Below are 22,759 nucleotides of genomic sequence, written 5' to 3'. Positions count from 1 at the left end.
GCCATGCCCATCGCGCACGCCGCCGACCCGGAGACGGGCAAACTCACACTCGAAGCGATCACCGGCGACGCACCGCTGTCCGGCCCCACCTTGTTGAAGCCGCAGATCGCGCCGGACGGCTCGCGCGTCACCTTCCTGCGCGGCAAGGACCTCGACCGCAACCGGCTGGATCTGTGGGCGTTCGACGTCGCCACCGGCCAGGCCGCGCTGCTGGTGGATTCCAGCGACGTGCTGCCCGGCGAGGAAGTGCTGAGCGACGAAGAGAAGGCGCGGCGCGAACGCCAGCGCACCGCCGCGCTGTCGGGCATCGTCGATTACCAGTGGTCGCCGGACGGCAACACTTTGCTGTTCCCGCTCGGCGGCGAGCTGTATCTCTACGACCTGCGAAAGTCCGGCAAGGCCGCCGTGCGCAAGGTCACGACCGGCGCCGGCTTCGCCACCGATCCGAAGGTCTCGCCGAAGGGCGGCTTCGTCAGTTTCATCCGCGCGCGCAATCTGTGGGTGATCGATCTCGCCAGCGGCGAGGAAATCCAGCTCACGAGCGATGGCAGCGAGGTCATCGGCAACGGTGTCGCCGAATTCGTCGCCGACGAGGAAATGGACCGTCACACGGGCTACTGGTGGGCACCGGACGATTCCGCCATCGCCTACGCGCGCATCGACGAATCCGGCGTGCCGGTGCAGAAACGCTACGAGGTGTATCCGGACCGCACCGAAGTGGTCGAGCAGCGCTATCCGGCGGCCGGAGATCCGAACGTCCGCATCCAGTTGGCCACGATCTCGCCCGAAGCCGGCGCGAAACCCGCGTGGGTCGAACTGGACGACGGTCGCGACGCCTACGCGCAGGATCTGTATCTCGCCCGCGTCGACTGGCGCGACCCGCAGCACCTGACCTTCCAGCGCCAGTCGCGCGACCAGCGCACGCTGGAACTGATCGAAACCGATCTCGCGTCCGGGAAACAGCGCACGCTGGTCGCCGAGACCGCGAAGACCTGGGTGCCGTTGCACAGCAGTCTGTACTTCCTCGAGGACGGACGTTTCGTGTGGAGCAGCGAACGCAGCGGCTTCGAGCATCTGTATCTCGCCAGCGCCGACGGCAAGCGCATGACGCCGCTCACCCGGGGCGACTGGCCGGTGGACAAGCTGCTCGCGGTCGACGAAGCGAAAGGCCTGGTGTATTTCAGCGCCGGTCGCGATGCCGCCGGCCATGCCGCGCCGCGCGAATCGCAGCTCCATGTCGTGCCGCTCGCGGGCGGCAGGATCAGCACGCTGTCCACCGAAGCGGGCATGCACGGTGCCAGCTTCGCGAAGAACGCCAGCGTCTACGTCGACAGCTGGTCGAACGCGCGCACGCCGCCGCAGATCGCGCTGCATCGCGCCGACGGTACTTTCGTGGCGAATCTGGTCGACAACGATCCGACGAAACCCGCGCACCCCTACGCGAAATACCTCGCCGCGCATCGCCCGGTGGAATTCGGCACGCTCACCGCCGGCGACGGCAAGACGCCGCTGCATTACGGCCTGATCAAGCCGCCGGGTTTCGATCCTGCGAAGCGCTATCCGGTGATGGTCTACGTCTACGGCGGCCCCGCCGCGCAGACCGCGACCGACAGCTGGCCGGGACGCGGCGATCACTTCTTCAACCAGTACATGGCGCAACAAGGCTATGTGGTGTTCACCGTCGACAATCGCGGCACGCCGCGACGCGGCGCTGCGTTCGGCGGCGCGCTGTACGGCAAGCAGGGCACGGTCGAAGTCGACGATCAGCGCAAGAGCGTGGAATGGCTGCGCGCGCAGCCTTGGGTCGACGGCAAGCGCATCGGCGTCTACGGCTGGTCGAACGGCGGCTACATGACCCTGATGCTGCTGGGCAAGGCCGCAGACCACTACGCCTGCGGTGTGGCCGGCGCGCCGGTCACCGATTGGGCGCTGTACGACACCCACTACACCGAGCGCTACATGCACCTGCCGGCCGCGAACGTCGACGGCTATCGCGAAGCCAGCGTGTTCACCCACGTCGGCGGGATCAAGCCGGATGCGCTGCTGCTGATCCACGGCATGGCCGACGACAACGTGCTGTTCAGCAATTCGACGAAGTTGATGAGCACGCTGCAGAAGCAGGCGACACCGTTCGCGCTGATGACCTATCCCGGCGCCAAACACGGCCTGCGCGGCAACGACGCCCTGCATCGCTACCGCCTGACCGAACGCTTCTTCGCGCAGTGTCTGAAGCCTTGAGCGCGCCGGTTTGACGATGCCCGACGCGCCACGCGAAGGCTGGTGGCAGCGCCATTGGCGCTGGGCGATCCCGCTGTTGTGCGTGTTCTGCCTCGGCGTGTTCGCGGGCGTGTTCGCGCTGTTCATGTCGGTGTTGTTCGGTGCGATGCGTTCATCGGACGTCTACACCACCGCGATGCAGCGGGCGCGCGACAACCCGCAGGTCGTCGCAGCGTTGGGCGCACCGTTCGAGCCCGCGTGGTATCTCACAGGCCATCTGGAAACCAGCGACACCTCCGGCAAAGCCGATCTGCAGATCCCGATCTCCGGCCCGAAGGGCGAAGGCGATCTCACCATAGCAGCGGAAAAATCCGCCGGCCAGTGGACATATTCCACGCTGATCGTCGCGATCGACGGACAGACCGCGCCGATCGATCTGCTTCCTGAATCCGCCGATAACGACACCGCCCCATAGTCGATCGCGCAATCTCAAACGCTGCGTCATCGCCAGCGCATGCTCGGCACACATGACCTCCGACCATGGGCAGTCCCGTTGTCGTGGAGTACGTTGCCGCCTCCTCCCACCGGATTCCCTGATGAACCCATCGACCCTCGTTCTTGCACTCTCCCTCGCGATCGCTATGCCCAGCTGCGCGCTCGCGCAGACCGCCGCCGCGGTACCCGCCGCCGCAAAACAAGCGCCCGCGCCGGCTCCGGCCTGGGTGGACACCAGCAACCGCTACGCCCAGATCCTGCTGCAGGCGCAGCTGCGCTTCCAGCCGGAATCCGCATCGTTCTTCGGCATTCCCGGTTACGACGACAAGGTCGCCGATCTCGGCCCGGACAACGCCGCGCGCTTCCAGAAAGCCATCGTCGACGCCAAAGCGAAACTGCAGGAAAAACTGCAGCTGGAACGCGATCCGAACGTCCGCCAGGACCTGGAGATCATGATCCAGGCGGCCGACGACAGCATCGAATCGGCACAGGTGAACGAACGCCTGGTATTGCCGTTCACCGACGCATCGCAGTTGGTGTTCCAGGGCCTGCAGGGACTGCTCTCCGACCAGACACCGGCGGATCGTCGCGCCAAGGCGCTCGACCGGCTCAAGGCCTACGTCGGCATGACCGCCGGCACGACCCCGATCACCACGCAGGCGCGCGCACGCTACGAAGAACGCGCCGGCAATGCCGAGCTGCTGCGTCCGACGAAACTCCAGGTGGAGCAGGCGCTGTCCAACGCGGACACCTATGCCAAAGGCATCCGCAAACTGTTCGCGAAATACAAAGTGAGCAGCAGCGGACCGGCGCTGGCGGCGCTCGACAAACAGCTCGCCGAATACACCGCATGGGTGCGCAAGGACGTGTTGCCCGCCGCGCGCACCGACACCATGCTGCCGCCGGAACTCTACGCGCTGCAGCTCAAGCAGGTCGGCATCGATATTCCCCCGGCGCTGCTGATCCAACGCGCGCGGCTCGCCTTCATGGAAACGCGCGCGGCGATGGACCGGCTGGCGCCGCTGGTGGCGAAAGAGAAGAACATCGCCGCCACCGATTACCGCAGCGTGATCCGCGCCCTGAAACGCGACACCATCCCGAACGCGCAGCTGGAAGCGCGTTATCGCGAGGTGATCGACGCGATCGACCCGATCATCCGCCGCGAAGGCATCGTCGACGTACCGAACCGGCCGATGGTGATGCGCCTGGGCACCGATGCCGAGAGCGCCGCGCAACCCGCGCCGCATTTCCTGCCCGCACCGCTGATCGGCAATACCGGCCAGCAGGGCCAGTTCGTGTTGCCGCTGGGCAATCCCGCGCTGCACGACAAGACCGACGCCTACGACGATTTCAACTTCCCCTCGGTGGCATGGACGCTGTCCGCGCACGAAGGCCGTCCCGGCCACGAACTGCAGTTCACCGCGATGCTCGAACGCGGCGTCTCGATCGCACGCAGCCTGTTCGCGTTCAACTCGGTGAATGTCGAAGGCTGGGCGCTGTATGCCGAAGCGGAAATGATTCCCTACGAACCGCTTGACGGCCAATTGATGGCGCTGCAATTCCGGCTGCTGCGCGCAGCGCGGGCGATGCTGGACCCGATGCTCAACCTCGGCATGATCGACCGCGCGCGCGCCGAAAAAGTGCTGATCGACGATGTCGGCCTATCCAAGGCGATGGCACGCCAGGAACTGGACCGCTACACCTTCAACGCCCCCGGCCAGGCCGGCAGCTATTTCTACGGCTACACCCGCATCCTCGAACTGCGCGCCGAAACCGAACTCGCCCTCGGCGACAAGTTCGACCGCCTCGCCTTCAACAACTTCCTGCTGGACCAGGGGATGCTGCCGCCGGATCTGTTGGCGAAGGCGGTGCGGGAGCGGTTTGTGCCGGGGGAGTTGGGGAAGCGTTGAGGCGAAGGGTGTTCCTGCGACTCACTGCCAACGCAGGGTGGGGGTGAGCGCAGCGAAGCCCACCATGCAGCAGCATCGTGTTCATGAGGCGCTGGCTTGGCGCACCACTTGTGCTTTTTCGCCTGCAGACAGCGCCCTCTGATTTTTGTAGGCTGGGTCATCGACCCAGCTCGCGGGATGTTTCCGGTGGGGCTGGGTCGATGACCCAGCCTACGGTCTCCTGCAACGAAAACGCTACGGCCTATGCCGGCGCCGTCATCGAAGGAATGAACATGCACATGCGCCTCATCGGTCTCTCCCTGTGTTTGGTGCTGCTTGCCTTGCCGGCCATGTCAGCTCCACCCGCCCAGCAGGACGAGATCGCGCGAGTTCAGGCGCGCGTTCAAACCTTGGACAAGGAAAACGGCATCGCACAAATCCAAGCGCAAGTTCAAACCCTCGACAAGGAGGTCTCCGTCCTCAAGGAAGTCTCGGACAACCGTTTGGATGCCCAGGATCAGCGCATTGGCGATCTGGACATCTGGACCGGTCAACAGGCCAACTATATGGCAGCGATCTCGAACGTGACGGCGTGGGTCGGTACGGCGATCACCCTGATCGCGTTCGGAGCGGGTTTTATCGTCTACTTCAGCGCGAAAAATCGGGCGTCGGCTGAAGCGAAGGATGCTTCCGAGCGCTGGTTCCAACAGAATGCGACTGACCTTCGCGGCCAGATCGACGTGCTCCGTGAACAAGCGAAAAGTCTGCAATCACAGGTCGATATCCTCCGTCAAAAAGCCGAGGATGCGCATGGCGAAATCGATCGTTTAACCGCAGGGGTTGATGATCACGCCAAGCAAAACCGGCAGGTCATTGACCAGGCGGCCCAGCAGGTATTGGCCGTATCGGCCAAGCATCAGAACGCGCAACAACCCGTTGATCCGTCTGCCATCGCTGCCGTTCAAGAGGCCAGCCTTGCGCTGCAAGCTAAGCCCGAGAATGCATTCACGGCCGATGATCACTATGCGAGAGGACTCAACGAATACATCGCCGGGCGTTTCGATTCGGCGCTGTCAAGCTTCGACAAGGCACTCCTGAGCGCGCGTGCGGAAAGCATCTCCCCAGAGAACCACGCCAAGTTTCTCTATGCCCGCGCTGCTGCACTCGGTGAACTTGATCGCAGTGAGGACGCTATTGCGGTCTATGACGAGATTGACCGTCGCTACGGCGCGGATGCGATCCCGGCTTTGCGCGAACGAGTCGCCAAGGCGCTCGTCAACAAAGGCGTCACGCTGGGACAGCGTGATCGCAGTGAGGAGGAGCTTGCAGTCTATGACGAGATTGACCGTCGCTACGGCGCGGATGCGAGTCCGGCCTTGCGCGAACAGGTCGCCAATGCACTCTTCAACAAAGGCATCACGCTAGTACAGCGTGATCGCAGTGAGGACGCCATTGCGGTCTATGACGAGATCGATCGTCGCTACGGCGCGGATGCGAGCTCGGCCTTGCGCGGACAGGTCGCCAAGGCGCTCGTCAATAGAGGCGTCACGCTGGGACAGCGTGATCGCAGTGAGGATGCCATTGCGGTCTATGACGAGATCGACCGTCGCTACGGCGCGGATGTGAGTCCAGCCATGCGCGGACAGGTCGCCCAAGCGCTGTTCAACAAAGGCGTCACGCTGGGACAGCATGATCGCAATGAGGAGGCGCTTGCAGTCTATGATGAGGTCGATCGTCGCTATGGCGCGGATGCTGGCCCGGCCTTGCGCGAACGGGTTGCCAAGGCGCTCGTCAACAAAGGCGCCACGCTGGGACAGCATGATCGCAATCAGGAGGAGCTTGCAGTCTATGACGAGATCGACCGTCGCTATGGCGCGGATGCGAGCCCGGCCTTGCGCGAACAGGTCGCCAAGGCGCTCGTCAATAGAGGCGTCACGCTGGGACAGCGTGATCGCAGTGAGGATGCCATTGCGGTCTATGACGAGATCGACCGTCGCTACGGCGCGGATGCGAGTCCAACCATGCGCGGACAGGTCGCCCAGGCGCTGTTCAACAAAGGCATCACGCTGGGACAGCGAGACCGCAGTGAGGACGCCATTGCGGTCTATGACGAGATCGACCGTCGCTATGGCGCGGATGCGAGTCCGGCCTTGCGCGAACAGGTCGCCAAGGCGCTCGTCAACAAAGGCGGCACACTGGGACAGCATCATCGCAATGAGGAGGCGCTTGCAGTCTATGACGAGATTGATCGTCGCTACGGCGCGGATGCGAGTCCGGCCTTGCGTGAACAGGTCGCCAATGCGCTCGTTAACAAAGGCGTCACGCTGGGGCAGTGTGATCGCAGTGAGGATGCGATTGCGGTCTATGACGAGATCGACCGTAGCTACGGCGGGGATGCGAGCCCAGCTTTGCGCGAACAGGTCGCCGGCGCACTCAATGGCCGTGCTTTCCATTACCTGTTGCAGGCCAAGCGACATTGGCAGACTGAAACAGAGCGCCACAATCTGCTTACCTCAGCCATCAATGATCTGGAGCGTGCGCAGCAACAGTGCTCAAAGGACGATTCGGCTATGGTCCTCGGCAATCTCGGCTATGCACTCTTCCTGTCCGGGGTTGTCGATGAGGCAGAAATCCACACCCGCGAATGCCTGCGCCTGGGACAAGTGACTTCGCTGGATGGGCAACGCGGCGATGCCCGGACGCATCGGGTTGAACCGCAGGATTCGGAATACGAGGGATTACTGGATCGGCTGTGGGAGGAGATGCGTCCGAAATCCTGATCGGATAACGGTGTCAATCCGTAAGGCGCATTGAAATCTCTCGTAGGGCGGGTCTTGACCCGCCTATTGAAATGAATCGGCCGCTTCTTATCCGCAAGACGGACGAACTCTGCGATGTTGCTGCATGCGAAGCGATTGTTAGCCAATTGGCGGGTCAAGACCCGTCCTACGGATCTACGAAAGTCGCGACTCCGATGCATATGCGTCATGCCGATCATCGCGCCGATGGACGTTCAACCGCGCCGTGTCGTGCGTCAGCGGTGCGCCGAGGCGGCACCCTATCTAGAATTCGGTGGGTCGACATTAAAACCGAACGGAATTTCGTAGCGAGTAGGGTGGAGTAAGCGCAGCGCAACTCCACCATTGCGACGTCAGAGACATGACGAACGCTTGATCGAACCGGTCATCCGCATGCTTGGAAAACGTGTTGAATTGCGTCGATGCGATGGTGGAGTTGCGCTGCGCTTACTCCACCCTACCGGATGATTCCCGAATGGCGGGCTTGAGCCCGCCCTACTCAACGGCTTGATCCTGTTTCGCGGTGATGTCGGTCACGCATGGGGTCCGCTTGCCCATCGGATCAACGCACGCCGGCGTGATCGAGATAGGCGTCGAGTCGATCCAGATCGTCACGCTTCTGCGCCGCGCTGGCGAAACTTGCGATGAAGCTGTTGCGCGCCAGCGTCACCGCGTGGCCGGCATCGAGCCCCAACGCGTCGAACGTGTCGACGAAGTTCTGGTTCAAGTAGCCGCCGAAATAGGCCGGATCGTCCGAATTCACCGTCGCCATCAGCCCTGCATCGAGCAACTGCCGCAAATTATGCTCAGCCAGCGTCTTGAACACGCACAGCTTGATGTTGGAGAAAGGACAGACCGTCAGCGGCACGCGCTGTTCGGCCAGCCGCTTGACCAGCGCGGGATCCTTCAAGGCCTGCACCCCGTGATCGATGCGCTCGGCCTTCAACACGTCCAGCGCACCCCAGATGTAGGCCGGCGGTCCTTCTTCGCCGGCGTGCGCGACCAACCGCAGGCCATCCTTGCGCGCCTGCGCGAATACCCGCGCGAACTTCTCCGGCGGATGACCCAGTTCGCTGGAATCCAGACCCACGCCGATGAACTTGCCCCGGTAGGGGCGCGCCTCCTCGAAGGTCGCCAGGGCGTCGTCTTCGGACAGATGACGCAGGAAGCACAGGATCAGTTCCGCACGCACGCCCAATTCCGACTGCGCCCGATCGCAGGCCCGGCGCAGCCCGTTGATCACCGTGCCCATCGACACCCCGCGCGCAGTGTGCGTCTGCGGGTCGAAGAACAGCTCGGTATGCAGGATGTTGTCCGCCTTCGCGCGCAGGAAATAGGCCCAGGCCATGTCGAAGAAATCCGCCTCGGTCAGCAGCACACTGGCGCCGGCGTAATAGATATCGAGAAAGCTCTGCAGATCGGTGAACGCATACGCCGCACGCAGCGACGCGACATCCGGATAGGCCAGGGCGACGTTGTTGCGTTCGGCCATGGCGAAGATCAGCTCCGGCTCCAGCGAACCCTCGATATGGATATGCAACTCCGCCTTCGGCAGGCCACGCAGGAAATCGGGGAGTTTCTGGGTAGACACGGCCATACGGCGTTCCTTTTTCTGGTGTCGGGAGTCTGCCCGAAGCGGGGGCGGACGCCTAGCGGGCGTTTGGAATTCGAATCCATTCCAGCGAGTAGGATGCATAAGCGAAGCGTCATGCACCTTCTTTGAGGCAGTCGGCCATTGAAACGATCATGGCGGATGACGCCTTCGGCTTATGCGCCCTACGCAGTTGCCTGCTTCGATTATTGTCTTCGACAACGAGTTTGTCGCGATGGTGGGCATAAAGCCCACCCTACAAACTTCGTGACGAACCGATCACCGGATCTCGGTGACCAGCGTAGGCAATTCCCACGCGCCGCCTGCGAAGCCTTTGCACAGGCCGGTGGAGGACGAGGCGGTCTGCTCGAAGCCGGTGCCGTTCCAGGTCCATTGATCGCTGCCCCAGCAGTCGCCGAGGCCGCGCGCTTTCTGGGTGGAGATCAGGGTGCCGTCGTCGAAGTCGCTGGCGTCGCTGGTGACGAGTTCGGGGCGATACGGCGGGGTGTCGTTGACGATCCAGTAACCGCTGCCGGCGTTGTAGGCGGCCAGCCAGCAGCGGGTGGAGACCAGCAGTTTCGTCTTGGTCAAGCGGACGACATCCAGCGACTGTTCTTCGTCGCCGGTCTTGTGCAAGTCCTCGCATGCGTCCTCATCGGTGGCGCTGCGCAGCGCCTTGCGCACGGCGTCGCCGTGGTCCGCGATGAATCGCGCATCGGCGGGTCTGGCGGGCACCAGCGCAGCGGCCTTGACGACCGGCGCGGGCAGCGGCGGCAGGACCTTCGCTTCGTTCTGTTTGCCTTTGCGAAGCGCGGCGCCGACGGTGCCGATGCGGCCCTGGAAGTCATCCATCTTCAGCAGCACGGCGGCGGCGCCGCGATCGGAGAGCACCCACACGATCTTGCCCGCGCGGAATTCGATGCGCGTGTCGCGCGCCAATGCTTTCAACAGGGCTGCGGTCTGGGCGGCGGTGAGGTCGGCTTCCAGCGCGTCCTTGGCCACCGTGCGTTCGCCATGATGTTTGCCGTCGATCCACAGCGCGACGCGGAACTGCGCCGGCAATGCGTCGAGCACGCTGTCCTCCCAGCCATCGCCCAGCGCCACGCGGCCCGCGACCGCCGTTCCCGCACCGGCGTTGCGCGTGAACAGCACGCTCACCGGCATCTCGGCTTCGTCGCTCTGATAGCCGGCGACACGACAGGTGCGGGTGTTGTCGCAGACCAGTTGCCAGTCTTCGTGATCGAATGAATTCTGTACGGCCTGCGCCGGAAATGTTGCCGACGCGATCAATGCGAGCAACAGCGCGGGGACGAAGCGTGTGCCGTATGGAATGTGGTGCATGCGTGATGGTTCCATGTCGTATCAAGTGCGTGGACGGATCCGGGGCCGTGCACCGCTGGCCGGTATCGGCTCGAACATCGCGGGATTGAGCAGCTTCATGGCATCGCGACAATCCAGGAACGGATAGCTGCGCCCGGTCGCGGTGTCCTGGATATGCGTGGGCGAGAGCGTCATCGCGGTCATCCGCTGCGTGACCGTGCTGGCGGGTGCGGCCTGTTTCAAGGCAGCGGCGCAGGCCGCGACCATCGGCGCTCCCTGCGATGTGCCGCCGAAATTCGAGGTGCCGCCATTGAAGCCGGGCGCACGCACGAAGGCGCCAGCGGCGTACAAGTCGGTGGTGATGCTGCGGTTCGAGAAGCATGTGGGTTGCCGGGGCGCGGTGGCGCTTTCGGTGCAGCCGAGGAAGGTGGTCGCGCCGCCGGAAAAATCCCACGTGGCCGCGTTCGACACCACGTTGCGGATGCAGGCCGGTGCGCTCATGCCGGTGGGATTGCCCTGGTTGCCCGACGACGCCGTGACCACCGCGCCGAGGGCGTTGAGATTCGCCACCGCGACCGCAAGCGCCTGGGTCCATGCGGCGCTGTTGTCGCAGTCGCCTGCGAACAGCGTATCCGTGCCCAGGCTGAGATTGACCGCGTCGATGTCCGGATGCTGCGTGGCCAACCAATCCAGTGCAGCGACCACATCCGATGTCGAATTGAAGCGGTTGTTGCGGTCGATCACTTTCACCGCGACCAGACTCGCCATGGGCAATGCGCCGCGCGGCGCGACCGTGCCGTCGCCGCCGATGATGCCGGCCACATTGGTCCCGTGGCCCTGGTCGTCCTCTGCGGCGCCTGCGCCGGACTGGCTGCTGCCGCCGTCCGGACAACAGCCTGCGCCGACGGTGCAGAAGCACTGCTGGCCGACGATCCGCGCGCGCAGATCGATGTGGTCGGTATCGATGCCGGTATCGACGATGCCGACCTTCATCCCCGCGCCGCCGACACCGAGCGCCGCGAGCTGGTGCACCTGATTCAACACCGACGATTCGTCCGGCACGACCGCATGGCCGGAACCGCCGACATCCAGATCGACCCGCAGCACGCGCGGGTTGCGGTTCAAGGCCGCCAGCGTCGCCGCGTCCGCCTGCAGCACGAACGCCGGCACGCGCTCGAAACGACGCACGACGCGGCCACGCGCGCGCAGGGGCAAGGTGGAAAGCACCGCGTCGACATCGCCGCGCACCCGTGGATGCAGCTTCGGCATGGACTCGCGCTTCATCGCCGCCCCGTTCGCCCCGGGTCGTGTGCCCACGGTCTGGTCGCGCAGCATCACGAACGCGCGGACCTCGCCATCGCGCTGTGCCTGTTGCTGCGCGGCGACGGAGACGCGCTGCGCGTGCGCGGGCGACATGGCCGCTGGAAGGACGATGCCAAGCAGAATGAATACCGCAGGCGTCTTCATGGCGGAGATCCGGTGATCGGCGGAGCCTGCATTCTAATGCCGGGAACCGGATCGCCCCTGACGTCGACCGCGCCGGGGGGCTGCGGAGGTGGATTCCGCACGCCCGGACCATCGGGGATGCTGTTGCCTGAACGGCCCGGCGCCGGGATTACGGGTGGATCGCTATAATCCGGGGCTGTTCCGATTCCGAGCGACGCGGTGTCCTCCGCAACGATATCTCCTTCTCCAACGACGCCGGCTCGAACCATGCCGCCCCGGATGCCGCCGGTCGCGATCCGCGCCTACACCGCCACCACTGCGCTGGGCCACGGCCGCGAGGCCCAGGCCGAAGCGCTGCATGCGCGGCGCAGCGGCCTGCGCCGCAACGATTTCGGCGATGGCGCCAGCGCCGACGCGCGGCTCGACACCTGGATCGGTCGCGTCGATGGCGTGGAAGACGTGGTCCTGCCGTCGGAGCTTGCACCCTTCGACTGCCGCAACCATCGCCTCGCCTGGCTGGCATTGCGGCAGGACGGCATCCTCGACGGCATCGCCGCGTTGCGCACGCGCCACGGCGCCGAACGCGTCGCGATCGTCATCGGCACATCGACGTCGAGCATCGGCGCCAGCGAGGAAGCCTATACGCGTCTCGATGGCGACGCCTTTCCGATCGATCTGCGCGAACCGCTGCTGCATACGCCGCATTCGCTGGGTCATTTCCTGCAGCGCGCGACCGGGCTGCGTGGACCGTGTGTGACCGTGGCCACGGCATGCTCGTCGAGCGCGAAAGTCTTCGCGCAGGCGGCGCGGCTGATCCATGCCGGCGTGGTCGACGCCGCGCTGGTCGGCGGCGTCGATACGCTCTGCGGCAGCGTGCTGTTCGGTTTCAACGCGCTTGGACTGGTGTCCAGGCATCCCTGTCTGCCGTTCGATGCGCGTCGCGACGGTCTGTCGCTGGGCGAAGCCGGCGGCTATGCGCTGCTCGAACGCATCGACGATGCGCACGACCCTGCGCCGCGACTGTGCGGTTACGGCGAAAGCAGCGATGCGCACCACATGTCGTCGCCGCATCCGGAAGGCCTCGGCGCACGGCTGGCGATGGTCGATGCGATCGCGCGCGCGGGCATCCTGGCCGACGATGTCGGTTATCTGAATCTGCACGGCACCGCCACGCCCGCGAACGACAGCGCCGAAGCGCTCGCGGTGCGCAGCCTGTTCGGCGACGCGCTGCATGCCAGTTCCACCAAAGGCTGGGTCGGGCACACGCTCGGCGCGGCCGGCATCGTCGAATCGGTGTTCGCGCTGATCGCATTGGAAAGCGGGCTGCTGCCCGGCATGCTCCACGCCGGCGAACCGCAGCGCGATCCCGCCTGCGGTCCGCAGATCCGCTTCGACGACGTCGAACGCGACATCCGCTACGCGATGAACAATTCCTTCGGCTTCGGCGGCAACAATGCGTCGCTGGTGTTCGGGCACGGATCGCATGGAGAGCGCTGACGTGAACCCGCTCACCGCCACCATCGAAAGCGTCGGCTACTGGAACAACGGCCTGCCGTCGTGGCAGCACGCGCGCGATTTCGTCGCTACCGGTACGATGCCCGAAGGCGTCGCCACCAAACCCGCGCCGCAGCTGCTGCCGCCGAACGAACGCCGACGCGCGCCGGAATCGGTGGCGGTCGCGCTCGACGTTGCGCTGGCCGCATGCACGGACGCAGGTCGCGACCCGGCGACGCTGCCGTCGGTGTTCACCTCGACCCACGGCGATCTGTCGATCACCGATTACATGTGCGCCATGCTCGCCAGCGATCCCTCCGCGATCTCGCCGACCAGGTTCCACAACTCGGTGCACAACGCCGCCGCCGGCTACTGGACGATCGGCGCGCACTGCATGCAGGCCGCGACCGCGATCAGCGCCTACGACGCCAGTTTCGCCGAAGGCCTGCTCGAAGCGCTGATGCAACTCGAGGCCGGCGCCGAAGCGGTGCTGCTGGTCGGTTACGACACCGGTGCGACCGGCCCGCTGCGATCGGTGCACGACTGCAGCGGACTGCTCGGCGGCGCGCTGCTGTTGTCGCGCAGCGGCAACGGCCCGTGCATCTCGGTGCGACTGGGCGATGGCGAGGCCGATACGCCGGGCACGCTCGGCCGCCATGCCGGCACCAATCCGATGGCGCCGATGCTGCCGCTGTTCGATGCGCTGGCCGCAGGCACCGCACAGGCGACGCTGCATGCCGGCCCCGGGCGCGTGATGTCGGTGGAGATCGCTTATGGATGAGGCCGCGATGCTGGACAAGACTGTCGTCTTCGATCGAACCAATGTGGCGGTGGTGATTCCCGCGCTCAACGAAGCGCTGCGCATCCGCGAAGTGGTGGAGGGCGCGCTGGGCGAATGCGACCGCGTGATCGTGATCGACGATGGCTCCGACGACGACACCGCCGCGAAGATCGCCGACCTGCCGATCACCCTGCTGCGCCACCCGCAACGCATGGGCAAGGGCGCGAGCCTGCGCGACGGCTTCCGCGAAGCGGAACGGCTGGGAATGGCCGCGGTCACCACCATCGACGGCGATGGCCAGCATGCGGCCAGCGACATCCCGCGACTGATCGCCGCCGCCAACCGTCATCCCGGCTGCGTGATCATCGGCGCGCGCCTGCGCAAGCGCGCTTCGCAGCCGCTGTACCGCCGGATCGGCAACGATTTCGGCGACTGGGGCATCGCCTGGGGCTGCGGCTTCCGGGTCCGCGACACGCAGAGCGGCCAGCGCCTGTATCCGGCATCCGTCTTCACCCTGCACGATGTTCCCGGCGAAGGTTTCGTCTTCGAAGCGCAACTGCTGATCTCGGCCGCACGCCGCGCAGGCGCGCGCGTGGTCGGCGTTCCGATCGAAACCCGTTACCAGACTGCGGACGCACCGCAGGCCTTCCGCAAGAGTCATTTCCGCCTGTTCCGCGACCTGTACGCGATCACGTCGCATGTCGTGGCGCAGGTCTGGCGCCATGGCCACGTGATCCGCGAATACCGGCGCGCGCGCGCCAATCCGCCGATGATCGACGACCCCAGCGGCGAATTCACCACCGCCCACCGCGAGTGACCGACATGCCTTCCAGCCGCAGCGCGAACGCCTCGCCCGATGTCGTCACGCACGATGTCGTTATCCACGGTGCCGTTATCCACGATGTTGTCGTCCTCGGCGGCGGTCTGGCCGGACTCACGCTCGCGATCCAGCTCAAGCGTCGCGATCCGGACATCGACGTCGTCGTGCTCGAACGCCGCGCGCATCCGGTGCCGGAAGCGGCGTTCAAGGTCGGCGAATCCACGGTCGAGATCGGCGCGCACTACTTCGCCAACGTGCTCGGCCTGCGCGAACACCTCGACAAGGAACACATCCGCAAATTCGGTTTCCGCTTCTTCTTCAGCGAAGGACGTCGCGACATCGACCGCTGCACCGAACTCGGGGTCAGCCGGCTCCTGCCGACGCCCTCTTGGCAGATCGATCGCGGCCGTTTCGAGAATTTCCTCGGCGAGGAGGCGCAACGGCTCGGCGTGCGCTTCCACGACGGCACGGCCGTGCGCGGTCTGGCCATGAGCGACAGCGGCGAGCCGCATGCGATCACCTTCGAGCGCGATGGCGACACCCGCACCGCAGCGGCGCGCTGGGTCGTCGATGCCAGCGGTCGCGCCGGCCTGCTCAAACGCAAATTCGACCTGGCCGCGCCGGAAATCCACGATGCCAATGCGGTGTGGTGGCGCGTCGACGGCATCGTCGATCCGAAACTGTGGTCGGACGATGCCGACTGGCTGGCGCGCTGCACGCCACCGGACCGCTGGCGCTCGACCAACCACATGTGCGGCCCCGGTTACTGGTTCTGGCTGATTCCGCTGTCGTCCGGCGCGCACTCGCTGGGCATCGTCTGCGACGCGGCGATGCATCCGCTGGAGACGATGAACACCCACGAAAAAGCCATGGCCTGGCTGCGCGAGCACCAGCCGAGGATCGCCGAAGCGCTCGACGCGCCGGAGCATCGGCTGCAGGATTTCCTGTTCCTGCGCCATTTCTCGCACGGCTGCAAACAGCTGTTCAGCAACGATCGCTGGGCGCTGACCGGTGAGGCCGGCCTGTTTCCCGACCCGTTCTATTCGCCGGGCAGCGATTTCATCGCCATCTCCAACACCCTGATCTGCGATCTGATCGACAAGGACCGCGGCGGCAGGTCCTTCGGCGCGTACGTCGACATCTACCAGCAGCTGCACTTCGGGTTTTTCGAGAACACGATGACGCTGTATCGCGGCCAGTACCCGCTGTTCGGCGACGCGCAGGTGATGCCGGTGAAGGTGATCTGGGACTACACCTACTACTGGTCGCTGCTGGCGCCGCTGTTCTGCGGCGACAAGCTGACCGAGATCGCGCTGCTTGGACGGCTGCGTCCGGAGTTCGAGCGCGGGCGCGATCTGAACCTGGCGATGCAGTCGCTGCTGCGGACCTGGGGCGAGCGCAACCGCGCCGCGGATCCGCCGGATCCCGCGACCCTCGACGGACGCCTGCTCGACCAGTTCAGCATCGACTGGTTCCACGAGATGAACCGCGCACTGCACGATGCGCTCGACAATGCCGCCTTCGAGCAGCGGATCCGCGACAACGTTTCTCGCATGGAATGGCTGGCATCCGAGATATGGATGCGCGCGCGCGCATCGCATCCCGATATCGACGACTGCGGCATGGCCGCTCTGATGCAAGGCGTCACGGTCGAGCCGTTGCTGGCGTCGAACTGGTACGCCACTGCGGCGTAACGCGGTCTCGACGACGAACACGACGAGGGCCGCGTCTGCGGCCCTCGTGGCGACTGCCTGCGGAAACGATGTCAGTCTTCGACTTCAGGCGCGACCATCACCGGAACTTCGACCGTCTTGTCGTAGTTCTCTTGCAGATACGCACGGAGCATGCTGGAAATGCGGATCAGCATGGTCTTGTCGGTGGTGCCGAAGGTCCAGGCGGCGCCGATCGCGTTGGCCTGCTGATAGAAGCCGGGCTCGCCCACGACGGCGCCGGTCTGGGTATCGGTCAGTTTCGTGGTGACATAGACCCATGACTTTCCGGCGAAGCCGCCCGCGAAGAAACGCTTGCCGCCGGAAATGAAGCGGACATGCGTCATCTTCGGTTCGATCTTCAACGTCCGTGGCGTATCGCCTGCCGGTTTGTCGTTCCATGCCTTGAGCACGGCACCGACGCGTTCATCGAGATTGCCCTGCAGGTATTCGCGCGCGACTTCGTTGCCTTTCTGGCCGGCATACGGCGCATCCATCGCGACCGGCGCCATCTCGAAGCGCTGATAGGTGTCCAGTGCGACGGTCGGCGCGGGGTTCTTCGCGTCTTCTGCGGGTTTCTTGAATTCCGCGGCATCGACGAACGGTACCGCGACCAGCAGAAGGACGGCGGCGAACACTGTTTGAATGCGCATTGCTTTTCACCTCTTGAGTGGCGACCGCATGCGCGGCCGGAATGGAAACATCGTTGTTTATGTCTTGAACCGTTGAATTTCGTGCCGTCTGGATTCGAGTCGTCTGGATTCGAGCAGTCTGGATTCGAGTCGCCCGGTTCGGCCAGCCCGGGGATTTCACCGCACTGGATCCAGCGCACCGCGCCTCAGCTCATCCCACCATCGATCCCGATCACCTGGCCGTTGATGTAGCCGGCATCGCCGCCGCACAGGAATCCCACGAGCGCGGCGATTTCCTCCGGCGTGCCGGCGCGGCCGGCGGGCACCATCTGCTTGATCTGTTCGGGCGGAAACGCGTGTTGCGCCATCTCGCCGGCGATCACGCCGGGCGCCACCACATTCGCGGTGATGCCGCGACTGGCCATTTCGCGGGCCAGCGATTTGGTCGCCCCGTGCAGCGCGGCTTTCGCTGCCGCGTAATTGGTCTGGCCGCGATTGCCGAGCACGCCGGCCACCGACGAGATGCTGACGATGCGGCCCCAGCGCATGCGCGCCATCGGCAGCAGCAGCGGCTGGGTGACATGGAAGAAGCCGTGCAGCGACACGTCGATCACGCGCTTCCACTGCTCTTCGCGCATGCCCGCCATCGGCGCGTCGTCGTGGATGCCGGCGTTGTTGACCACGATCTGGATCGGACCGGCTTCGAGCAGCGCGTTCAGCGCCGCGCGCGTGGCGTCGCCGTCGGCGACATCGAACACCACCGCCTGCGCGGAACCGCCGCTCGCGAGGATGACGTCACGCACCGCTTCGGCGCGCGCGGGATTGCCGTTCGCATGCACGATGACGTGCGCGCCGTCGGCCGCGAGCCGCCGGCAGATCGCGCCGCCGAGATCGCCGCTGCCGCCGGTGACGAGTGCCCGACGCGGTGGTGTGTTCGACATTCGTTACTCTCCTCTTCTTCGAGTTTCTGTAGGAGCGGCGCAAGCCGCGATTGATTGCAGCAAGACTTGCCACGTCCAATCGCGGCTTGCGCCGCTCCTACACGGGGGTTCAGACCTGCAACATCACCGCCGCACGGCCTACCGCGACGGTCTGCCCCGCATGCACGATGCAGAACGCATATTGCTGACTCGCTTCGCTTTCCGCCAGCAGCTCCGCCTCGCATTCCAGCGCATCGGTCAGATCGTCGATGCGCGCGACGCGCAGTTCGACATTGCGCAGCGCGACCAGAAAACCGACCTTGGGCTCGCCGCCGGCCGCCGCGCCGCGCAGGCCACCGTGCACCGCCATCGCCTGCGCGCCGTATTCGCACAGATGCACCGCGCGCAAGCGTTCGTCGTGGCGCAGCGGGTTCGCCGCGTCGCGATGGCTGCGGGTGCGCAGGCGGATGCGCTGCGCGTCCCAGTCGATCACTTCGTCCCACAGGCACATGCCGCCTTTGTGCGGGATCATCGCTTCGATGGCGTGGCGTGCGATCACGAAACCCCACCGGTGGGAGCGGCGGCATGCCGCGCGATCAACAGCGCCAGCACGAAGTTGCCGATCACGCCCAGGGTGACGGTGACTCCGATCGCGCGCAGCACCGGGATCGACGACAGCGCCAGCAGGAAGAACACCAGCAGCGTCATCAGGCTGCAGACGATCAGCGCGTGCAGCGTGCGCAGCTGGTCTGCGTAGTCGTCGCCGGCATGCTCGAAGAACAATGCGTAGTCCAGACCGAGCCCTGCGGCGAGGATCAGCGCGACCAGATGGAACAGGGTCAGTTCGACGCCGCACGCGCGCAGCACGGCTAGGACGATCAGCGTGGTCAGCGCCATCGGCAGCAGCACGCGCAAGGCGCGATGCGGCGAGCGCAGCGCGAGCCAGACCGTGATCGACAGCAGCAGTGCGGCGACCGCGAGCGCCAGCAATACACGCTCGCGATAGGCTTCGACCAGCGATTCGGAGGCGGTCTTCAGATCGAGCAGCTCGACGCCTGGCGCAGCGGTCGCACGCGCGACCGTCGCCGGGTCGGACAGGCCCGTCATCGAAACCAGCGCCGTCGCGTGGCCGCTGTTTTCCAGCAGCAGGCCGCCGATGCGCGTCGCCAGCGGCGTGCCCGCGAGATCGCGTGCGGCGAGCGGCGCGGCGATGCGCGCGCGTTCGATATCGGCGACGAAATCCTCGAATGCATCGCTGCGGAACGGCGTGGCCGCCACGGCGGCATCGAGCGATGCGCGCAGCGTTCCGGGCACCGGCAGTTTCGCCTGGCGCGCGCGCTGGGTGGCGGCGCTGGGCAGCACGCGCGCCGCGCTGTCGTAGCCGGCGATGGCCTTGCGTACGATCAATGCATCGAGCTTCGGATGCAGGGCTTCGACGCGCTGCAGCGCCTGCTCGGTGTCCGCACCGCGCACCGCCAGCAGATAGCGCACATCCGGCGCGCCCAGCGCGTCGCGCAGATGCGCGTCCTGCGCGAGCGCGTCCGCCGGCACCGGCGTGAGTTTCGACAGATCGTTCTGCCAGAACGCGCCGGGTGCGAACGCGACGATGGCGATGGACAGCGCGGCCAGCGACGCGAGCTGCCGGGCGCGCGGTCGCGGCACCCGCGCGACCGCTTTCCAGAGCGTCGCGAGGCGCGGCGATGCGGCGATATCGCCATTCTTGAAGCCCCGCGGCGCGGGATCGATCAACGCCGGCAGCAGCAGGCGCGTGGTCAAGGCGGCGACACCGAGCCCGGCGATGGTGAACACCGCGAGTTGCTGCAGGCCATCGACGCCGGAGAACAGGAAGGTCACATAGGCGATGCACGTCGATGCGACGCCGGTGGCGAGCGTGGGCCAGATCGCGCGCGCGTTCGCCCACGGCGAGAGGCCGGCGCGCTGGTGGCTGAAGAGATGGATCGGATAGTCCTGGACCACGCCGATCAGGGTGAAGCCGAACGCGACGGTAATGCCGTGCACACCGTCGAACAGCCATGCAACCGCGCCCAGGCCGGCAAGGCCCGCGCTGGCGAGCGGCAGCACGCCGAACAAGGGCGTGCGCCAGCTTCGGTACGCGATCAGCAGCAGCAGGATCAGGCCGATGGTGTCGATCATGCCGATCCATGCCGATTCGCGCTGGGTGCGACCGCCGATCTCCACCGAAAACGCGCCGGGGCCGGTCAGGATCATCGTGGTCCCGCTGTCGCCGCGCGCATCGTCGAAGGCGTTCCGGATCGCGTCCACCGCCAGCTGTTGGCCGCTCGGATCGAAGCCCGCCGCCCTGGTTTCGATCGCGAGCAGCGCTTCCCGCCCCGACTCGTCGAACCACACGCCATGCAGGCGCTGCGGCGCGTTCGCCGGCTGCAGCGCCTCGGCGATGCGCAGCGTTTCCAGCGTGGGATCGGACGGCAGCAGCGGTTCGATCAGCGCCGCCGCCGGCGAGCCCAGATCCTGCACGCGGGCGTCGAGTTCGTCGCGCAGATAGGCTTCATCGAGCGGCTGCGCATCGAGCGTGTTCGACAACAGATAGCGATACGGGCGGAGGCGTTCGGGAATCGCATCCAGGGCCTGTTCGCCGCCGTTGGCGACAAGGCCGAAGCGATCGTCGGCGGCCAGGGTCTGCGCGATGCGTTGCGACTGCGCGGCGAGCGCTTCGGCCCCGGCGCCGGACAGCGACATCAGCAGCAGCCGCGAGCCCGGGCCTTCGCCCAGTTCGTCCAGCAGCAGTCTCTGCGCCGGGGTTTCGGCGGAGGGCATGAATTTGCGCAGGTCGCCGCTGACCTGCAGGCGCTCGCCGATGACGAATCCGGCAACGATCAATACGATCAGCCAGGCGAGCGCGAGCGCGGTGCGGCGGGTGGCGGTCATGCGAGCGTTTCTTTTGCTGTCATCCCGAGCCGAAGGCGAGGGACCTGTTGTTGCTCTTGTCGTCGCGAAAAAGCAACAACAGGTCCCTCGCCATGCTCGGGATGACAACGCTTGGGCGCGATGCCGATCACTTCACACCATGCCGGCACAAGGTCTGTATCGCTGCCGCATCGGTCTTGGCCTTCACCGCCAGCGCCGCGCTGGCCAGCAGCGTGCGCTGCAGTTCGCCCTTGACCGGGCGGGTTTCGATGCAGCGCAGTTCCGCGCCCTGGCCGTACAGCACGATGTCGCGGACGCGCGCGGCCAGCGCTTTGTCTTTGGGTACGAGGGTCAATGTCCAGCGCGTGCGGTCGCCCTGCGCGCCGATGCGGTAGACGCGTTCGACCAGCGCGCGGTCGCCGGCGAGCAGCGCGCCGAAACTGTTCTGCAGGCCGGCGAGTTCCGGCACCCGCGAGAGCGGGAACATGCGTGTCGGTTTGCCGTCGCGGGCGATGCGGGCTTCGCCTGGGCCGGATTTCGAGGAGACGAGCGTGGTGGTTTCGCGATAGGGCGCGCGCACTTCGCGCACCAGGGTGTCGTTGTTCGGGCGACGGTATTCGCCCGACAGGCGCAGCGGCTGTTTGAGCAGCGGCGAATCGCGCACTTCGACGAATGCGGTGCGCATCGGCGCGGGTCGCGCCAATGCCTGCAGGATCCAGCCGCTGTCCACGCTTTGCGCGCGGACCGGCGCGGCGCACAGGATGAGCGACGCTGCCAGGCTAGACGGAACGATTCGGCGCAGCAGGCTTGTCGGCAGCATGGTCTCGGGCAGCACGTTCGTCATCGGTACGCGGCGCCTCGACGCCCCAGAAATCGTAGAAATTGAACCAGTTGTACGGCGCCTGACGCGCCACGGCCTCCAGCCGCGCGGCGTAACGGCGGATCAAGGCCGCGACCGCCTCCTTGCGCTGTGCTCGCGGGATGTCGATGCCGTCGCTGAAGTTCTCGAAGATCAGGTCGTAACGCTTGCCGCCACGATACAGGCCGAAGGCCAGCGTGACCGGCGCCTTCAGCGCGGCGGCGATCTGCCAGGGCGCCATCGGGAACGGCGCCTCCCGGCCGAAGAACGGCGCCATCGCGGTCTGCCCGCCGGGATGCGCGCGGTCGATCAGCAGTGCGACCATCGCGCCGCCCTGCACCGCTTGCTGGATCTCCAGCATCAGCCCCGGACCGTCCTGCCCAGCGTCGATCACGGTCGCCGCGATCTCGGGATTCAGCGCGTCCAGCAGTTCGGTCAGGGCCCGGTTGTGGGCTTTGTCCAGGACCACGCGGATGGTGTAGTCCGGCCGCTGCCGCGACAGCACCCGCAGCACTTCGAAGCTGCCCAGGTGCGAACCGAACAGCAGCATGCCGCGACCCTGGTCCAGATGCGCGTGCAGATCCTCCAGGCCACGCACGGTCACATCGAAACGGCGCGTATTCCCGCCGAGCAGGAACACCCGGTCGAGGATGGTCGCCGCGAAGGTATGCACATGTTTCGCCGCATCCCACAGCGTCGCGCGGCGACCCAGCGCGCACGACAGCCATGCGCACGACGCCGCGCGTTCCGGCCCACGGCGGATCAGGAAATACAGGGTGATCGGAAACAACAGCAGGCGCGCGATCCCGCGCCCGCCGTAACGGCCGATGGTACGGATCAGCCACAGCGCGAAGCGACCGCCGCCTTCCGGTCGTTGTTTCCACTCGGTACTCATCGTGCGT

General features: G+C 65.8%; 17 protein-coding genes. 8 read left to right on the top strand and 9 right to left on the bottom strand.

Going from position 1 to position 22,759, the window contains the following annotated elements; genetic code table 11:
- Positions 1-3 precede the first annotated feature (3 nt).
- The 4 genes from HOP03_08200 (at position 4) to HOP03_08185 (ending at position 7,381) form a co-directional block, all read left to right on the top strand.
- Positions 4-2,238, top strand: coding sequence for a S9 family peptidase (locus HOP03_08200; GenBank protein ID NOT88150.1), 2,235 nt, complete (start codon positions 4-6; stop codon positions 2,236-2,238).
- A 16-nt stretch (positions 2,239-2,254) separates the two neighbouring features.
- Entirely contained in the window at positions 2,255-2,692 is a 438-nt protein-coding gene (locus tag HOP03_08195; protein NOT88149.1) for a hypothetical protein, read from the top strand.
- A 121-nt stretch (positions 2,693-2,813) separates the two neighbouring features.
- Positions 2,814-4,622 carry a DUF885 domain-containing protein gene (locus HOP03_08190; GenBank protein ID NOT88148.1) on the top strand — a complete coding sequence of 603 codons (1,809 nt, stop codon included), beginning with the start codon at positions 2,814-2,816 and terminating at the stop codon, positions 4,620-4,622.
- A gap of 200 nt (positions 4,623-4,822) precedes the next feature.
- Positions 4,823-7,381: a hypothetical protein gene (locus HOP03_08185; protein NOT88147.1), complete on the top strand. Its 2,559-nt coding sequence runs from the start codon at positions 4,823-4,825 to the stop codon at positions 7,379-7,381.
- Between the two features lie 580 nt (positions 7,382-7,961).
- Here the strand turns inward: HOP03_08185 and HOP03_08180 are convergent.
- The 3 genes from HOP03_08180 to HOP03_08170 form a co-directional block, all read right to left on the bottom strand.
- Positions 7,962-8,996: an adenosine deaminase gene (locus HOP03_08180; GenBank protein ID NOT88146.1), complete on the bottom strand. Its 1,035-nt coding sequence runs from the start codon at positions 8,994-8,996 to the stop codon at positions 7,962-7,964.
- 273 nt (positions 8,997-9,269) lie between these two features.
- Positions 9,270-10,331 carry a DUF1176 domain-containing protein gene (locus HOP03_08175; GenBank protein NOT88145.1) on the bottom strand — a complete coding sequence of 354 codons (1,062 nt, stop codon included), beginning with the start codon at positions 10,329-10,331 and terminating at the stop codon, positions 9,270-9,272.
- A gap of 21 nt (positions 10,332-10,352) precedes the next feature.
- Entirely contained in the window at positions 10,353-11,777 is a 1,425-nt protein-coding gene (locus HOP03_08170; protein NOT88144.1) for a S8 family serine peptidase, read from the bottom strand.
- Positions 11,778-12,035: 258 nt separating this feature from the next.
- Here HOP03_08170 and HOP03_08165 point away from each other — a divergent pair, with 258 nt between their 5' ends.
- Genes HOP03_08165 through HOP03_08150 form a run of 4 tightly spaced genes read left to right on the top strand, consistent with a single transcriptional unit; the run spans position 12,036 to position 16,545 of the window.
- The gene (locus HOP03_08165; protein ID NOT88143.1) at positions 12,036-13,253 is read left to right on the top strand and encodes a beta-ketoacyl-[acyl-carrier-protein] synthase family protein; all 1,218 of its coding nucleotides are present in this window, start codon (positions 12,036-12,038) and stop codon (positions 13,251-13,253) included.
- Positions 13,240-14,031 (top strand): hypothetical protein, encoded by a 792-nt coding sequence (locus tag HOP03_08160; protein ID NOT88142.1) that lies wholly within the window; start codon positions 13,240-13,242, stop codon positions 14,029-14,031. The genes HOP03_08165 and HOP03_08160 overlap by 14 nt, the downstream gene beginning before the upstream one ends.
- A 7-nt stretch (positions 14,032-14,038) precedes the next feature.
- Entirely contained in the window at positions 14,039-14,848 is an 810-nt protein-coding gene (locus tag HOP03_08155) for a glycosyltransferase family 2 protein (protein ID NOT88141.1), read from the top strand.
- Positions 14,849-14,853: 5 nt separating this feature from the next.
- On the top strand, positions 14,854-16,545 hold the full coding sequence (locus HOP03_08150) for an NAD(P)-binding protein (protein NOT88140.1): 1,692 nt from the start codon (positions 14,854-14,856) through the stop codon (positions 16,543-16,545).
- Between the two features lie 71 nt (positions 16,546-16,616).
- Here HOP03_08150 and HOP03_08145 read toward each other — a convergent pair whose 3' ends face one another.
- From HOP03_08145 to HOP03_08120, 6 genes are all read right to left on the bottom strand, one after another.
- Entirely contained in the window at positions 16,617-17,213 is a 597-nt protein-coding gene (locus tag HOP03_08145) for a hypothetical protein (GenBank protein NOT88139.1), read from the bottom strand.
- Between the two features lie 185 nt (positions 17,214-17,398).
- A complete protein-coding gene (gene fabG / locus HOP03_08140; protein ID NOT88138.1) occupies positions 17,399-18,133 on the bottom strand; it encodes a 3-oxoacyl-ACP reductase FabG in 735 nt (244 codons plus the stop codon).
- Positions 18,134-18,242: 109 nt separating this feature from the next.
- Positions 18,243-18,671: a phosphotransferase gene (locus tag HOP03_08135; GenBank protein ID NOT88137.1), complete on the bottom strand. Its 429-nt coding sequence runs from the start codon at positions 18,669-18,671 to the stop codon at positions 18,243-18,245.
- Positions 18,668-21,019 carry an MMPL family transporter gene (locus tag HOP03_08130; protein NOT88136.1) on the bottom strand — a complete coding sequence of 784 codons (2,352 nt, stop codon included), beginning with the start codon at positions 21,017-21,019 and terminating at the stop codon, positions 18,668-18,670. Before HOP03_08130 ends, HOP03_08135 begins: the two co-directional genes overlap by 4 nt.
- A 127-nt stretch (positions 21,020-21,146) precedes the next feature.
- A complete protein-coding gene (locus tag HOP03_08125; GenBank protein NOT88135.1) occupies positions 21,147-21,818 on the bottom strand; it encodes a fatty acyl CoA synthetase in 672 nt (223 codons plus the stop codon).
- Positions 21,778-22,752 carry an acyltransferase gene (locus tag HOP03_08120; GenBank protein ID NOT88134.1) on the bottom strand — a complete coding sequence of 325 codons (975 nt, stop codon included), beginning with the start codon at positions 22,750-22,752 and terminating at the stop codon, positions 21,778-21,780. The genes HOP03_08125 and HOP03_08120 overlap by 41 nt, the downstream gene beginning before the upstream one ends.
- Between the last annotated feature and the right edge of the window lie 7 nt (positions 22,753-22,759).

This window comes from Lysobacter sp. (genome assembly GCA_013141175.1).
In the GTDB taxonomy this organism is placed as follows: domain Bacteria; phylum Pseudomonadota; class Gammaproteobacteria; order Xanthomonadales; family Xanthomonadaceae; genus Lysobacter_I.
This window is presented reverse-complemented; position numbering and strand designations above follow the sequence as displayed.